Here is a 15,174-nt window from a genome sequence, read left to right as displayed (position 1 = left end):
TGTACAGCCTTTTGAAGTGTGCAATTTGCGCCTGATATTTTTATATTCCTCAAGGAGGATACTAAAGCATGGCCAACAGAATCATTTGACCGGCAATGATACGCAGGAACATGGACAGCGGGTATACGGTAGAGTAACCAACCGAAGGTGCATCGTTGCCCGATACTACTTGATTGGCATAGGCCAGTGCAGGGGGATCTGTATTACTACCGGCGATAAGACCCATCAGAGTGAAGTAGTTGACTTTGAAATAAAAACGCGCTATGGCACCGATAATGAGTAGTGGAATAACTGTGATGAGGAAACCGTAACCGACATACAATAAACCGTCTCCATGCACCACTGTTTGTACAAAATGCTCACCTGCCTCTATTCCTACACTTGCCAGGAAGAGTACAATACCTATTTCGCGTAACATCAGATTGGCGCTCATTGTGGTATAGGTTACTAGTTTTAACTTATGTCCAAAACGTCCAATGAGGATGGCTACTACCAGCGGTCCACCAGCTAAACCTAGTTTTACGGGAGTAGGCATGCCTGGGAAAGCGATAGGTAGACTACCCAATACGATACCCATGAAAATACCGACAAAGATTGTGACGATGTTCGGAGTATCCAGACGCTTTAACTGGTTGCCCAATACACCAGCTACCCGTTCTACAGCATCCTGCTGGCCTACGACCATAACGCGGTCACCTACCTGAAGAATTAGGTTCGGATCAGCGAACAAGTCCATACCAGAACGATTTACGCGGGTTACATTGACACCATACATGCTACGGAAGTGCATACTTCCTAATTTCTTTCCGTTTATTTCTGATTTGGTGACCAAAATTCGTCTGGAGACCATCGGCATGTCTTGTTTTTCCCAGTCTACTTGAATTTCTTTACCGATGAAAGCAGTGATGGCTTCAGCATCTTCTTCAGAACAAACAATGAACAGTTGGTCTCCAGTATAAAATACCGTTTCATGATTGGGGATACTGACATGGCCTTCGTGGCGGATACGCGAGCAGACAAACGGACGTCCCAGGAAATCTTTTACCTGTAACAGCGTCTTTCCGTTGATGGATTCATTGCGTACCTCCAGATGCATGTTGTGGGGCTTGTGCTTCGTATCATTGTCTTGTACTTTAATTTGCTCATCTTCTTTGGAAAGTGAAATACGGAAGATGTAACGGATAGCAATAATGGAGCCGATGATACCTACGACGCCGAGCGGATATGCGCAGGCATAACCCAAAGCTATAGGTTCACCTGTGTAGTTCAGCTGGTTCAGTGCTTCTTGGGCAGCACCGAGACCTGGTGTATTGGTTACGGCACCATATAATATACCAATCATCATTGGTAGGTCCACACGGCCGTTGGCTATAAAATAAATAGCCAATGTAACAGCAATATTCAGCAAAACGATGCCGACAGCAAGCAGATTTAATGTCATACCGCCTTTTTTGAAAGACGAGAAGAACGACGGCCCCACTTGTAAACCAATGCAGAATACAAATAGAATAAGACCGAATTCACGTAGGAAATGCAGAATGTGAATTTCTCCTGTAAATCCCAGATGTCCCATCAGAATACCCGCGAAGAGTACGAATGTAACTCCTAACGATACTCCAAAGAACTTGATTTTACCCAGCAGTACACCTAGTGAAATGACAAAGGCATAAAGGCACACAATATGTGCTACGGAAGCTGGGTCCCATAACAAGCTTTCTAACCAATTCATAATATTTTTAACACATCTTTATTTGTAGTTGAAAAACAATTCTGCAAAATTAGCTAATTCAACAATTGTAGCCAAAGTTTTTTCTTAATTTTTCGATTTTGCAATGTCGACTTGACACTTGTTTAGTGGTAGGTATGAAATTTCACTAAAAAGGATTGTCTTTAATTTGATTTGAGTATATTTGCATGTCTATTGACGACAAAATGATGAATAGTATTTATCTATTTTAATTTTATAAACTATGGCAGACAGTAAAGAAAAACTCTTCTCTGACTTTTCTCCTGTTACCACTGAGCAGTGGATGGAAAAAGTAACAGCAGACCTTAAGGGGGCTGATTTTGAGAAGAAACTCGTTTGGAAGACAAACGAAGGATTTAAAGTGAAACCTTTCTACCGTAAGGAAGACCTTGAAGGACTTAAGACAACGGATGCACTTCCTGGTGAATTCCCTTATTTGAGAGGTAACAAGAAAGACAACAATGAGTGGCTGGTACGTCAGGAAATCAGAGTAGATGATGTGAAGGAAGCTAATGCCAAGGCCTTGGATATCCTGAACAAAGGAATTGATTCTTTGTCGTTCCATGTAAAGGCCAAGGAACTGAATGCCGCTTATCTGGAAATGTTGCTTGAAGGTATTTGTGCAGAATGTGTCGAGTTGAACTTTTCCACTTGCCAAGGGCATGTTGTTGATTTGGCCAATTTGTTGGTAGAATATTTCCAGAAGAAGGGATATGACCTGAACAAGTTGCATGGTTCTATTAACTTCGACTATTTGAACAAGATGTTGGTTAAGGGCAAGGAAAAAGGTAGCTTGGTAGATACGGCCAAGGCACTGATTGCCGCTACGGCTGCTTTGCCCGAATATCGCGTCATCAATGTGAATGCGCTTACTCTGAACAATGCAGGTGCTTATATTTATCAGGAACTGGGATACGCATTGGCATGGGGTAATGAATATATGAATCAACTGACCGAAGCTGGTATTCCTGCTGCAACGGTTGCCAAAAAAATCAAGTTCAATTTTGGTATCAGCTCCAATTATTTCTTGGAAATTGCCAAGTTCCGCGCTGGACGTATGTTGTGGGCCGATATCGTGAATTCGTATCTGGCCGAAGGCGACTGTAAGTGTGCTGCCCAGATGAAGATACATGCTGAAACATCTTCTTTCAACCTGACAGTTTTTGATTCGTATGTGAACCTGCTCCGTACGCAGACTGAAGCAATGAGTGCCGCTCTTGCAGGTGTTGATTCTATGACGGTGGTTCCTTTCGACAAGGCATACGAGACTCCGAATGATTTCTCTGAACGTTTGGCACGTAACCAGCAGTTGTTGCTGAAAGAAGAATCTCATTTCGACAAAGTGATTGATCCAGCTGCCGGTTCCTATTATATTGAAAACTTGACAGTGTCCATTGCCAAGCAGGCTTGGGATTTGTTCCTGGCTGTTGAGGATGAAGGTGGTTTCTATGCAGCAGTGAAGGCCGGCAAGGTACAGGGAGCTGTGAATGCCAGCAACAAGGCTCGTCACGAAGCTGTGGCCAAGCGTAAGGAGATCCTGTTGGGTACCAACCAGTATCCTAACTTCACCGAGCTGGCTGGCGAAAAGCGTCCGTTGGAAGCTGTTTGCTGCTGTGGTGGCGGGCATCATGATACTTGCGAAAAGGATGTTCCTTCTTTGAATTTCGACCGTGCCGCCAGCGAATTCGAGGCTCTGCGTCTGCAGACTGAAACTTCCGGCAAGCGTCCGAAAGCATTTATGTTGACGATTGGTAACTTGGCTATGCGTCAGGCACGTGCACAGTTCTCTTGTAACTTCCTGGCTTGCGCCGGATACGAAGTGGTGGACAACCTGGGCTTCTCTACTGTAGAAGAGGGCGTTGAAGCTGCCGTAGCTGCGAAGGCCGACATTGTAGTACTTTGCTCGAGCGATGACGAATATGCCGAGTATGCAGTTCCCGCATTCAAGGCTTTGAATGGCCGTGCTATGTTCATCGTTGCCGGAGCTCCTGCCTGCATGGACGAACTGAAGGCTGCCGGTATCGAGAATTTCATCCATGTTCGTGTCAACGTGCTGGAAACACTGAAAGAATACAACGCTAAACTTTTGAAGTAAGATGAGAAAAGATTTTAAAAACTTAGATATATATGCCAATTTCAAGCCCGTCAATGGTGCTGAATGGCAGAAGGCTAACGGCATTGAGGCTGATTGGAAGACGCCGGAACACATCAATGTGAAGCCTGTTTATACCAAAGAAGACCTTGAAGGAATGGAGCATCTGGACTTTGCTGCCGGTATTCCTCCTTACCTGCGTGGTCCGTACTCAGTAATGTACACCCTGCGTCCTTGGACAATCCGTCAGTATGCGGGTTTCTCTACGGCCGAAGAATCGAATGCGTTCTATCGCCGTAATCTGGCTTCCGGTCAGAAAGGTTTGTCTGTAGCGTTTGACTTGGCTACGCACCGCGGTTACGACCCCGACAACGAACGTGTAGTGGGTGACGTTGGTAAGGCCGGTGTATCCATCTGCTCGCTGGAGAACATGAAGGTACTGTTCGACGGCATTCCTTTGAACAAGATGTCCGTATCCATGACGATGAACGGTGCCGTACTGCCCGTCATGGCGTTTTATATCAATGCCGGTCTGGAGCAGGGAGCCAAGCTTGAAGAAATGGCCGGTACCATCCAGAACGATATTTTGAAGGAATTCATGGTGCGCAATACCTATATCTATCCGCCTGCATTTTCCATGAAGATCATTTCCGACATCTTTGAATATACTTCGCAGAAGATGCCGAAGTTCAACTCCATTTCCATCTCCGGTTACCACATGCAGGAAGCTGGTGCTACGGCAGATATCGAGTTGGCTTATACCCTGGCCGACGGTTTGGAATATCTCCGTGCCGGTGTGGGTGCCGGACTGGACATCGATGCTTTTGCACCACGTCTGTCTTTCTTCTGGGCCATCGGTACCAACCACTTCATGGAAATTGCCAAGATGCGTGCTGCACGTATGTTGTGGGCCAAGATTGTAAAGCAGTTCAACCCGAAGAATCCGAAGTCACTGGCTTTGCGTACACACTCTCAGACTTCAGGTTGGTCATTGACCGAGCAGGATCCGTTCAACAACGTAGGCCGTACCTGTATCGAGGCTATGGCAGCCGCACTGGGTCATACACAGTCTCTGCACACCAACGCCCTCGACGAGGCCATTGCCCTGCCGACCGACTTCTCTGCACGTATCGCGCGTAATACGCAGATCTATATTCAGGAAGAGACCAATATCTGTAAGAACGTTGACCCGTGGGGTGGTTCCTACTATGTAGAGTCGCTGACCAACGAGATTACCCACAAGGCATGGGAGCACATCCAGGAAATCGAGAAGCTGGGCGGTATGGCCAAGGCTATCGAAACCGGTATCCCCAAGATGCGTATCGAAGAGGCTGCCGCACGTACGCAGGCCCGTATCGACAGCGGTGCGCAGACCATTGTCGGTGTGAACAAGTACCGCCTCGAGAAGGAAGCTCCGATTGATATCCTTGAGATTGACAATACGGCCGTTCGTCAGGAACAGCTGGAGAACCTGAAGCGTCTGAAGGAAGGACGTAATCAGGCAGAAGTGGACAAGGCACTGGATGCCATCACCGAATGTGTGAAGACAGGCAAGGGCAACTTGCTGGAACTGGCTGTTGAGGCTGCCCGTGTTCGTGCCACTTTGGGAGAAATCTCGTATGCTTGCGAGAAGGTTGTAGGACGTTATAAAGCAGTAATCAGAACTATTTCAGGCGTGTATTCATCAGAAAGTAAGAGCGATGCAGACTTCGCCAAGGCATGTGAACTCTGCGAGAAGTTTGCCAAGAAGGAAGGCCGTCAGCCCCGTATCATGATTGCCAAGATGGGTCAGGACGGTCACGACCGTGGTGCGAAGGTAGTAGCAACCGGTTATGCCGACTGCGGTTTCGACGTAGATATGGGACCGTTGTTCCAGACTCCGGCCGAGGCTGCCCGTGAGGCTGTTGAGAACGACGTGCATGTAGTAGGTGTGTCTTCACTGGCCGCCGGTCACAAGACTTTGATTCCACAAATCATTGCCGAACTGAAGAAGTTGGGCCGTGAGGATATTGTCGTGATTGCCGGTGGTGTAATCCCCGCACAAGACTATGACTTCCTGTACAAGGCTGGTGTAGCCGCTATCTTTGGCCCCGGTACTTCGGTTGCCAAGGCAGCTTGCCAGATTTTGGAAATTCTGCTGGACGAATAATCCGACAGCATTCTGTTTATGTTTGTTTGTGGGAGAGTGCATCCGTTTGGGGTGCACTCTTTTTTTATGGGGAGATTTATATCGGATTTATACATTTATATTTACAAAGAAGAAACTTCCGCAAAGGCTGCCTTTCTTCTGTCTGAAAGCCGGGTTCAATCTCAAGAGCCTTATGTTTCAAACATAAGGGCCGAATGTTTCAAACATTCCCCCTCTATGTTTCAAACATTCCCCAAGGGAAGTTTAAGGGGGCTGAAAACAGGGACGGGCAGGATGGGGAGAAATAGAATGATTTTATTTTACATCTATGAGGTATTTTAGCAATGGGAAATAATTCCCATGGCAGCCCATTGGAACTATGTAGCCTCCGGCGATGGATGCAGCGGTGCGGATGGTGATAATTCATTTGTGCGATGGCTTCCATCGGGAAAACGCTTTTTTTTCGTAAGTTTGCATTCCGAAAGGAATATAACCCATGAAGAGTACCTACATCCTTCCCCTCCTGCTGCTGGCTTTCGCTGCCTGCACGCACATCGACTACACCCGCCGCCTGGCGGATGCGGACAGCCTCCTTTATATTCGTCCGGACAGTGCCCTCACCCTTTTGCGCGGCATTCCGCCTGCCCGACTGGACACGAAGGAGGAGCGGATGCGCTATGCATTGCTCACGGTGGAGGCGGAATGTCGTAACCACATCCCGCAACGGGATGACTCGCTGTTGCGGGTAGCCGTGGATTACTTCCGGCGCACCGGAGACAAACAGCGGGAAGCACGGGGTGAATATACCCGTGGATACATACTCTATAATTATCTAAAAGACGGTGGTAAAGCCGTGGCAGCTTACTATCGAGCGGAAGAGTTGGCGCAATCTGTCAAGAACAAGCGATTGTTAGCACGGGTTTATAACGGAATGGCCTACATATATCAGTGCGAAGGACTCAATCGGCAAGCCGATTCCTTATATAAGAGAGTCGAGCAGATGGCTATTCAGATGAAAGATACGGTGCTGTGGCTGGTTTCCGTAGAACGACAAAGTCTTTATCTGATAGGACAAGGAAAATCGTATTATAAAGAAGCGGAACAAAGATTACAGCAAAATTATGAAAGGGCTTCCCGTTATGGCAATCCGTCCTACCAATGTAGTAATGCGCTTACTTTAAGTCAACTTTATAGCTACATGCGTGACGGAGAACGAACGTTGCAGTTTGCAAAGATTGCGTTGAGTTTACAGCAAAAGGATACTACCATGCTGTCTACAGCCTTTCTTCTTACCGGAGAAGGCTTTTATCGGCAGGGTATTTATGACTCCGCTTCTCTTTATTTTAATAAAGCACTTGCATCGCCCCGATTACATATCCGATCTGCAGCTTATATGCGGTTGAGCGACATTGCAGAAAAGCAAGAAAATGCACAGAAGGCATTGGAGTATGAGAAACTGCGTGTCCGAAATGAGAAATTGTATCAGCAAGAAATGCAGACTACGGAAGTTCAATTGGCGGAACACGAATACGTCGATTGGCAGGAACAACAGTCTGTCTGGCATATTGTTTACTATTGTATGTCTGCGATTGCCGGACTTGTGTTGATTGTCATAGTTCTGTTTGTACGCGCCCGCAAAAAAGAGAGAACTTCGCAACAACAACTGAAAGAATTGTTGTTGAAGGAGATGCAAGCTCATGTGGAGGCTGAAACTACTGCTTCTCCCGTATTGGTATCTGAACCTCAACAGTGCATAGAAGAAACTGAGGAAATACATCCCTTGTTCCACTTTGACACGCTGCAAGAACAGATGCCGCAAACAAAGATATATCAAAAGTTGCAGAATATTTTAAACTATTACAAGGAATTCTGTGACTATAAAGAACGTTTTGAGGAAAAAGACCGGCGGGAGTGGCTCGAAGCCATCAATCAGCTTACGGGCGGTATCATTGACCGTCTGAACCAGAAATTTCCTGAACTGGTTGAAGAAGAAATTTATTTTTGCAGCCTTCATCTCTTCGATTTCAGCCCGACGGAGATTTCTGTCATCATGGAGAAAGACCGCAGCGGCATTTACAAAAAGCGAAAATCCCTGCTGAAAAGAAAGTTTAAGAACGAAGACGAGATCGAGTTGAAAGACCTGCTGAAAAACATATAATCCATAATTTTTCCACACTTTCCACACGTAAAGGCTGTGAAATGTGTGGAAAAAGGCGCATTTTCCACACTTTTTGTCTGAATTTTCCACACTTTGTCCGCTTTTATTCGATTAACTTTATCACATCAAAACAACGATAAGGTTTAATTTTAAAGAGTAGTACAATCATGAAAGCACTAATCGTAACATTCGTATCTTTATGGATGGGTAGCATCCCTTTATGGACGATAGAAAATCAGAACTTATCCCAAAATAGAGTCGCAATTGCAACAGATGACGAAGAGGAAGATATTCCACTTTATGTAATAAAAAAAGAAGCTGCGAATCCTTTCTCCCTCTTCCAACCCACCGCCTACGCTACCTTATCTAATAAGATAGTCAGCATAGACCTGAGCGAATTGTCGGAAGAAGCCACCGTTACCATTACCCGCGCGGTTACCGGAGAAGAAATCTATTCGCAGACCGGCATGGGAGGTATGGAAATCGACCTGAGTGCTTGCGGCAAGGGACGGTATCAGATAGATGTAGTATCGGGCGGTTTGTGGCTGCAAGGAGAATTTTCACTTTAAAGAGAATGAAAATGTTACGTATCATTATAATTAATAGGAAAATGTTCATAAGGAACAAATGAATGTTTGCCTTATTGTTAACAAAAAAAACTACAAAAATGAAAGATTTTAGTTATTTCAAAGACAAATCTCTTGGCAGAAAAGAGATGAGAGCCGTCAAAGGTGGTTTTGGAACTTGTGCGGCAAAATCGCCAAGTGGCCATGTGCATTATAATTTGAGCAAAGCTCAAGCCCAAATGATGGCCTCAGGTGGTAATTGGTGCTGCGACAGTTGTAGCTCTGCAAGTTGGTATTGATTTGTGGTGAGAGTTGAACTCTCATGAAATACCGATGATCGTAAAAACAAACTGCCCGAGATGTTATTGTCACATCGCCAGATAGGGATCTATTGTAAAAGACACTACTCTATGGATAAGACATCGGACAGTTTGTGTTTATACGAAAACTTTTCTGTAACTAGTTTTATGAAAAACATTAGAAAGTAACGCATATCATAAGAATTGGATTATGAAAAAATTAATTTGTTGGGCTGATAAAATGCTGTCCAAAAGACAAATGAGAAAAATGATAGGTGGCACAAATGATAAGACGTGTACCGTGTTTATTCCCAGAACACAGACCGTCCACCCAAATCTAACGGAAGAACAGGCCAAGTTTTTGATAGAAGCGAGTGGAGGAGGCTATTATTGGTGTTAACTACTTATATAGGAGGTTATACTCATGAAATTGAGATTGGAATATTTCAGTATTTTATTAGTTACTTTAGTGGGGGCTTGTTCTAGTCCTAAGATTGATACTTATGTCCCTAACTCTGTTACTATCATTTTCGACCACTACAATCCTCCCAAATTCAAGACACCGGGTATAGGTTCGTTTCATATACCTATGCCCAAGGTAAGCTTTGTGGACAGTGCAGGCGTCTACCATACCTATACTCCGGATACGTTGCGTGATACATTGGTAATAGGTTGTCCGAATGATTTCATAGAGTTTGCTTTGAGCTATCGTGACCATGAGTATATCTATTATCCTTTGTTGCAGGGCGATACCGTTTGTGTGACTACAGACAGCCTTGACTATCCACTGTTGAAGAGCAAGCACCATCCGGAACGCAACCGTATTTACAACATGAATTACCAATTGCGGCAAGGACGCACGCATCTCAACTTAGAGGCAGGCACGTGTCTTGGAAGTAGTTTTTTGACGATAGCGCAAAACATTAAGATGATTCGTGAACAGAATTTGACGGAGTTCCTGCCGGATTACTGCCCGTTGGATTCACTTCAATCAATGTATGCCGCTTACCGGAAAGCTTACACGGACACCATACAGGATTTCTTACAGGAGGGCTTAATTACCCAAGCTATGTATGAACGTTACCGGTTCCGCCTTCGCTTGAAAGACCATGAAACACATCGCATGCTGGAAGACACGTCTTATTATCGCAAGATAGAACCGGACCTGACGGAAGAACAGACTTATTACCCCACGTTCCGGGAACTGATAGAATATTATGCAGTGGCCATAGGCCAGCATATTACTGTTGTGACTACTTCCCATGGAGGCTATGCTGATTTTCGGACTATGTTTGACGAGATAGCGTCAAAAAAGTTCGGTCCACGGGCGAAACGCTGTTTGTTGGGAGACTGTTTGCGAGAAATCTGTAAGGATTACGGGGTTGATGACATGAATGCCTATCTGGATAAGTACCTACAGATAACCGGCGACAGCACCTTGCATGATGAATTGGTTCGGCAATATCGTTTAGATATAGATGCCGGCCAGTTGGTGCTGAAAGACCTGCAAGGCACGGAAACGACTTTCGCGGATATAAAGGAATTGTTTAAGGGAAAAGTTCTTTATGTGGATTTCTGGGCAAGTTGGTGCGGCCCGTGCAGGGCGGAAATGGAACCGGCAATCCGGCTTCGTGAAAAGTATGCAGGCAAAGATGTTGTGTTTGTCTATCTGTCCTATAACGATGAGGAAGAGAAATGGCGGAAAGCGTGTGAGGAAGAGGGATTGTCCTCGCTGCCTACCTGCTATTTCATTCAAAACTCAAAGAACAGTGAAATGCTACGGCAAATCGAATTATCCTCCATTCCCCGTTACCTCGTTTTTGATAAAAAAGGTAATTTGGTAGAACGGAACGCGCCACGACCGAGTAGCAATGAAATCGTGCAGAGATTGAACAAGTACTTGAAATAGATCTGTTGAAATTATTTAAAAGCAAATACAGACAAGGAACTCTGATTATTGTATTTGTGTGTTTTCTAATAACAATGTTTAATTTAATTTTTACGACTATGAAATTTGAAAAATTCAGATTGAATGCTCTCAGTAAATCACAAATGAGAGAGGTTAAAGGTGGTGGTACCTGCGGGTATTACAATTTAAAATCTGGCACAGTAGCGTGCAACGTCAGTAAGTCTATAGCTTTGGCCGGAGTTGCGGATCATTCGGGCTATTGGTGTTGCGACAGTTGTTCTACGACATCTTATTGTGGTAATGCATAAGAAGTTGACGTTTTTGAAGAGACTTCCTTAGAAAAGAAGTCTCTTCTTCTGAAATTTTTTGCTCCTGTTGAAATGAATGCACATAAAAAAATCATAAAGGACAATGTCCGAACTATTTTGAAGATTATTGTTCGAGAATATAACGGAATTTATTCTCCTGTTCTATATAGTATATTGAAGAGACATCCGGATTTCCCGAGTTTTTTAGCTTTCCAATATATATTAAGACGACTGGATAAAGACAGTTATGCGGTTCACATTGGATATGAAGAATTGCTCAAGATACCGTTACCTTGTCTTGTACATGTTTATACAAATGTGGATTTATTTTTATTTGTGAATAAAGTTACATCCGAATATGTGCAAATAAAAAACGAAAATGGGAACATTGAAAACATTACACGTGAAGATTTTATTAAGATGTGGGATGGAAATGCTCTTTTGATTGATGAAAAACCTGTGAACATACATATCCCTTATAAGGATAAATTAGTTACCCTTGTAGAAAATGTAAAGTTTCCTTTTTTTATTATTAGTCTATTATTGACATTTATAGTCTTATTATGGATGAAAAAAGAAACTGAGATGTCGTTTTATTTCTATTTAGTGGGGATTTTGGCTGGAGTAACATCGACAATTTTTCTATTTATACAACAAACAGACAAGTATAATATATTTGTTAAAAGGTTGTGTTCTGCAAACAATGGGAAAAGCAAAGTGGATTGTTCATCCATTTTAGACTTTAAAGATGCTTATTTTTTAGGCATCGTTTCATGGACTGATATGGGAGTAGTTTATTTTGTAGCCTTATTATTATTAATACTTTTTTTCCCTTTTGATGTAGCAAGGACTGCCATTAATATTTTGTCAATTATGAGTTTGGGCTATGTTTGCTATTCTATTACTTATCAAAAATTTGTTGCAAAGAAATGGTGTACTCTTTGTTTATCTGTCCAAGCGGTATTTATGTTCTTATTCATTTTAAGTTTATGCACTTTTAAAACTATTGACATTCAAGAACTTTATTCTATCGATATTATCATTTGTCTGGTTGCGGAAGTTTTAATTGTATTGACAACTTATATGATTATTAAGCCTTTAATTGTTAGTTCTAAACAACACATAGCTTTACGACAGAAATTCAATCAACTAATATTTGATGATAACATTATCCAGTACGCTTTTTCTCAAACAAAATGTATAGCAGATTTCAATGAAATGCATCATAGAATTTGCATAGGTAATAAAAATGCAAAAGATACGCTAACGTTGGTGTTTAGTCCTATATGCGTGCCTTGTATAAAAGAACTACAGACTTTATTACCTATCATTAAACGGAAAAAAGAGGTTAATCTAAAATTAATCTTTCTTTTAGATGAAAAAAAACATCCAGAATCCTTGATTATTGCAAAAGGGCTCGTACAATCTTATATACATGAACCAAAGATGTTCATTGATACCTTATTAAACTATGTAACTAAATACCCAATTAGTAAGAATAACTTATTAACTAAAAAGAATACGATTATACAAGAAGAATTCATTGTTGATATATTGAAAGAACAGAAGGAATGGTGTCTGAAACATAAGTTCTTCAGTACTCCTATCCTCATTGCAAATAATAGAATATTTCCCCATTATTATGAAGTCAAAGATATTGATTATTTATTTGATTGAGTAGTTATGAAATCCTTCCCCCATTACACCCAACACGACCAGATGGACTGCGGTCCTACCTGCCTGCGGATGATAGCCGCCTGGTACGGGAAACGCTATTCCTTGGAAGGGCTGCGTGAGAAGAGCTTTCTGACCCGCGAGGGCGTGTCCATGCTGGGCATCAGCGAGGCGGCGGAACGCATCGGGCTGCGGAGCCTATGTGTGCAGATAGACTACAAGCGGTTGCGGGAAGCGCCGCTGCCCTGCATCGTACACTGGAACCAGCAGCATTTTGTGGTGGTGTATCGCATGGACAACAAACATGTGTGGGTGGCTGACCCGGGGGCGGAGAAACTGAAATATACCCAAGAGGAGTTTTGCCGGTGCTGGCTCAGCGCGAAGCGGAACGGGGAGGACACGGGCATCGCCCTGCTCCTGGAACCGACGCCGGAGTTCTATGCGCAGGAGGATGACGGGGACGAGGGGGAGCGGAACCGGCGGGGGCTGCTGTTCATGTTCTCCTACCTGCGGCCTTACAAGCAACTCATCGGACAGTTGATACTGGGGCTGCTGCTGGGCAGCTGCATCCAGTTGCTGCTGCCCTTCCTGACGCAAAGCGTGGTGGACTTCGGCATCAACAACCAAAACATGGGGTTCATCTGGCTGGTATTGGTGGCGCAACTGACGCTGACCTTCAGCAGCGCGGCGGTGGAGTTCATCCGCGGCTGGATACTGCTCCACCTGGGCACGCGGGTGAACATCTCCCTCATATCGGACTTCCTGGCCAAGCTGATGCGCCTGCCCATGGGCTACTTCGACACGAAGATGACGGGCGACATCCTGCAACGCATCAACGACCACACTCGCATACAGGACTTCCTGACGGGCAGCAGCCTGAGCGTGGTGTTCTCGGCGTTCAACATCGTGGTGTTCGGGCTGGTGTTGCTGCTCTACAGCCCGGTGGTGTTCGGCATCTTCATGGTGGGCAGCGCGCTGTACGTCGGCTACGTGTGGCTGTTCATGAAGAAGCGGGCGGAGCTGGACCACAAGCGCTTTGCCCAGCAGAGCGCGAACCAGAGCAGCGTGGTGCAACTGGTGACGGGGATGCAGGAGATAAAACTCAGCGCCTGCGAGCGGCAGAAGCGGTGGGAGTGGGAACGCATACAGGCGCGCCTGTTCCGGGTGAACATCCGGAGCCTGGCCCTGAGGCAGTACCAGGACTCGGGCGCGGTGCTCATCAATCAGACCAAGAACGTGATGATTACGGGACTGGTGGCGAGCTTCGTGGTGCAGGGAGACATGACGCTGGGCATGATGATGTCCGTGCAATACATCATCGGGCAGCTGAACAGCCCGGTGAACGAGCTTATCACCTTCGCCCGCGACATGCAGGACGCCCGCCTCAGCATGAACCGCCTGAGCGAGGTGCGCGACAAGCCCGACGAGGAGAACCCCGCCCGCCAACCGTTACAGGAAATTCCGCAAGGGGCGGGACTGCGGCTGGAGGACATCAGCTTCAAGTACGACCCGCTGGCGGAGACGCCGACCCTGGCCAACATCAACCTGGACATCGAGGCAGGCAAGCAGACCGCCATCGTGGGCATGAGCGGCAGCGGAAAGACGACCTTGGTCAAGTTGCTGCTGGGCTTCTATCCGCCGGCGGCGGGACAAATCACGGTGGGCGGCAGTCCGCTGGAGATGTACAGCCCCCGGCGGTGGAGGCAGCGGTGCGGGGTGGTGATGCAGGACGGCTTCATCTTCTCGGACACCATCGCGGGCAACATCGCGCCGGGCGAGGAGCGGATAGACGGGGAGCGGCTGAGGCATGCGGCACGGGTGGCGTGCATCGAGGACTTCATCAACGAGCTGCCCCTGCGCTACGACACGAAGATAGGCAGCGAGGGGCACGGGCTGAGCCAGGGGCAGAAGCAGCGCATCCTGATAGCCCGGGCGGTGTACAAAGACCCGGCGTTCATCTTCTTCGACGAGGCCACCAACGCCCTGGACGCCAACAACGAGCGGCGCATCATGGAGAACCTGCAGGCGTTCTTCCGGGGACGGACGTCGGTCGTGGTGGCCCACCGGCTGAGCACGGTGCGCCATGCGGACAAGATTGTGGTGATAGACCACGGGCGCATCACGGAAGAAGGCACGCACGAGCAGCTGATAGCACAGGAAGGACAATATTACAGGCTGGTGAAGAACCAGTTGGAGGTATAAGCGCGCGCGGGCGCGCTTGAATGAAGAGTGAAGAATGAAGAATGAAGAATTAAGAATGAAGAATTAAGAATGGAGAATGAAGAATGGAGAA

The 15,174-nt window shown here is 45.7% G+C and carries 11 protein-coding genes; 10 read left to right on the top strand and 1 reads right to left on the bottom strand.

Features of this window, described 5'->3' with window-relative positions:
* Positions 1-61 precede the first annotated feature (61 nt).
* Entirely contained in the window at positions 62-1,729 is a 1,668-nt protein-coding gene (locus BQ8005_RS09945; protein WP_075317941.1) for a putative transporter, read from the bottom strand.
* A gap of 241 nt (positions 1,730-1,970) precedes the next feature.
* Here BQ8005_RS09945 and mutA point away from each other — a divergent pair, with 241 nt between their 5' ends.
* From mutA to BQ8005_RS09895, 10 genes are all read left to right on the top strand, one after another.
* Positions 1,971-3,842 carry a methylmalonyl-CoA mutase small subunit gene (gene mutA / locus BQ8005_RS09940; RefSeq protein WP_075317940.1) on the top strand — a complete coding sequence of 624 codons (1,872 nt, stop codon included), beginning with the start codon at positions 1,971-1,973 and terminating at the stop codon, positions 3,840-3,842.
* A gap of 1 nt (position 3,843) precedes the next feature.
* The gene (gene scpA / locus BQ8005_RS09935; RefSeq protein WP_075317939.1) at positions 3,844-5,988 is read left to right on the top strand and encodes a methylmalonyl-CoA mutase; all 2,145 of its coding nucleotides are present in this window, start codon (positions 3,844-3,846) and stop codon (positions 5,986-5,988) included.
* 475 nt (positions 5,989-6,463) lie between these two features.
* Positions 6,464-8,125 carry a hypothetical protein gene (locus BQ8005_RS09925; RefSeq protein WP_075317937.1) on the top strand — a complete coding sequence of 554 codons (1,662 nt, stop codon included), beginning with the start codon at positions 6,464-6,466 and terminating at the stop codon, positions 8,123-8,125.
* Positions 8,126-8,292: 167 nt separating this feature from the next.
* Positions 8,293-8,694, top strand: a complete 402-nt coding sequence (locus tag BQ8005_RS09920) for a DUF3244 domain-containing protein (protein WP_083610547.1) — start codon at positions 8,293-8,295, stop codon at positions 8,692-8,694.
* A gap of 98 nt (positions 8,695-8,792) precedes the next feature.
* Positions 8,793-8,990, top strand: coding sequence for a hypothetical protein (locus BQ8005_RS09915; RefSeq protein WP_075319117.1), 198 nt, complete (start codon positions 8,793-8,795; stop codon positions 8,988-8,990).
* Positions 8,991-9,201: 211 nt separating this feature from the next.
* Positions 9,202-9,390, top strand: coding sequence for a hypothetical protein (locus BQ8005_RS17400; protein WP_159436236.1), 189 nt, complete (start codon positions 9,202-9,204; stop codon positions 9,388-9,390).
* Between the two features lie 24 nt (positions 9,391-9,414).
* On the top strand, positions 9,415-10,899 hold the full coding sequence (locus BQ8005_RS09910; RefSeq protein ID WP_075317935.1) for a TlpA family protein disulfide reductase: 1,485 nt from the start codon (positions 9,415-9,417) through the stop codon (positions 10,897-10,899).
* Positions 10,900-10,973: 74 nt separating this feature from the next.
* On the top strand, positions 10,974-11,207 hold the full coding sequence (locus BQ8005_RS09905) for a TIGR04149 family rSAM-modified RiPP (RefSeq protein WP_317044833.1): 234 nt from the start codon (positions 10,974-10,976) through the stop codon (positions 11,205-11,207).
* 117 nt (positions 11,208-11,324) lie between these two features.
* Positions 11,325-12,884 carry a vitamin K epoxide reductase family protein gene (locus BQ8005_RS09900; RefSeq protein WP_234984028.1) on the top strand — a complete coding sequence of 520 codons (1,560 nt, stop codon included), beginning with the start codon at positions 11,325-11,327 and terminating at the stop codon, positions 12,882-12,884.
* A 6-nt stretch (positions 12,885-12,890) separates the two neighbouring features.
* Complete coding sequence (locus tag BQ8005_RS09895; protein ID WP_075317933.1) at positions 12,891-15,083, top strand: peptidase domain-containing ABC transporter; 2,193 nt, start codon at positions 12,891-12,893, stop codon at positions 15,081-15,083.
* Positions 15,084-15,174: the final 91 nt, after the last annotated feature.

This window comes from Bacteroides togonis (genome assembly GCF_900130135.1).
GTDB classification, from domain to species: Bacteria; Bacteroidota; Bacteroidia; order Bacteroidales; family Bacteroidaceae; genus Bacteroides; species Bacteroides pullorum.
The sequence above is the reverse complement of the archived record's forward strand: the minus strand, read 5'-3'. Positions and strand labels throughout refer to the sequence as shown.

Bases quoted from the DNA above. Each gene is read 5' to 3' on its own strand.
- BQ8005_RS09945 (WP_075317941.1), bottom strand. From the start codon at position 1,729: ATGAATTGGTTAGAAAGCTTGTTATGGGACCCAGCTTCCGTAGCACAT.
- mutA (WP_075317940.1), top strand. From the start codon at position 1,971: ATGGCAGACAGTAAAGAAAAACTCTTCTCTGACTTTTCTCCTGTTACC.
- scpA (WP_075317939.1), top strand. From the start codon at position 3,844: ATGAGAAAAGATTTTAAAAACTTAGATATATATGCCAATTTCAAGCCC.
- BQ8005_RS09925 (WP_075317937.1), top strand. From the start codon at position 6,464: ATGAAGAGTACCTACATCCTTCCCCTCCTGCTGCTGGCTTTCGCTGCC.
- BQ8005_RS09920 (WP_083610547.1), top strand. From the start codon at position 8,293: ATGAAAGCACTAATCGTAACATTCGTATCTTTATGGATGGGTAGCATC.
- BQ8005_RS09915 (WP_075319117.1), top strand. From the start codon at position 8,793: ATGAAAGATTTTAGTTATTTCAAAGACAAATCTCTTGGCAGAAAAGAG.
- BQ8005_RS17400 (WP_159436236.1), top strand. From the start codon at position 9,202: ATGAAAAAATTAATTTGTTGGGCTGATAAAATGCTGTCCAAAAGACAA.
- BQ8005_RS09910 (WP_075317935.1), top strand. From the start codon at position 9,415: ATGAAATTGAGATTGGAATATTTCAGTATTTTATTAGTTACTTTAGTG.
- BQ8005_RS09905 (WP_317044833.1), top strand. From the start codon at position 10,974: ATGTTTAATTTAATTTTTACGACTATGAAATTTGAAAAATTCAGATTG.
- BQ8005_RS09895 (WP_075317933.1), top strand. From the start codon at position 12,891: ATGAAATCCTTCCCCCATTACACCCAACACGACCAGATGGACTGCGGT.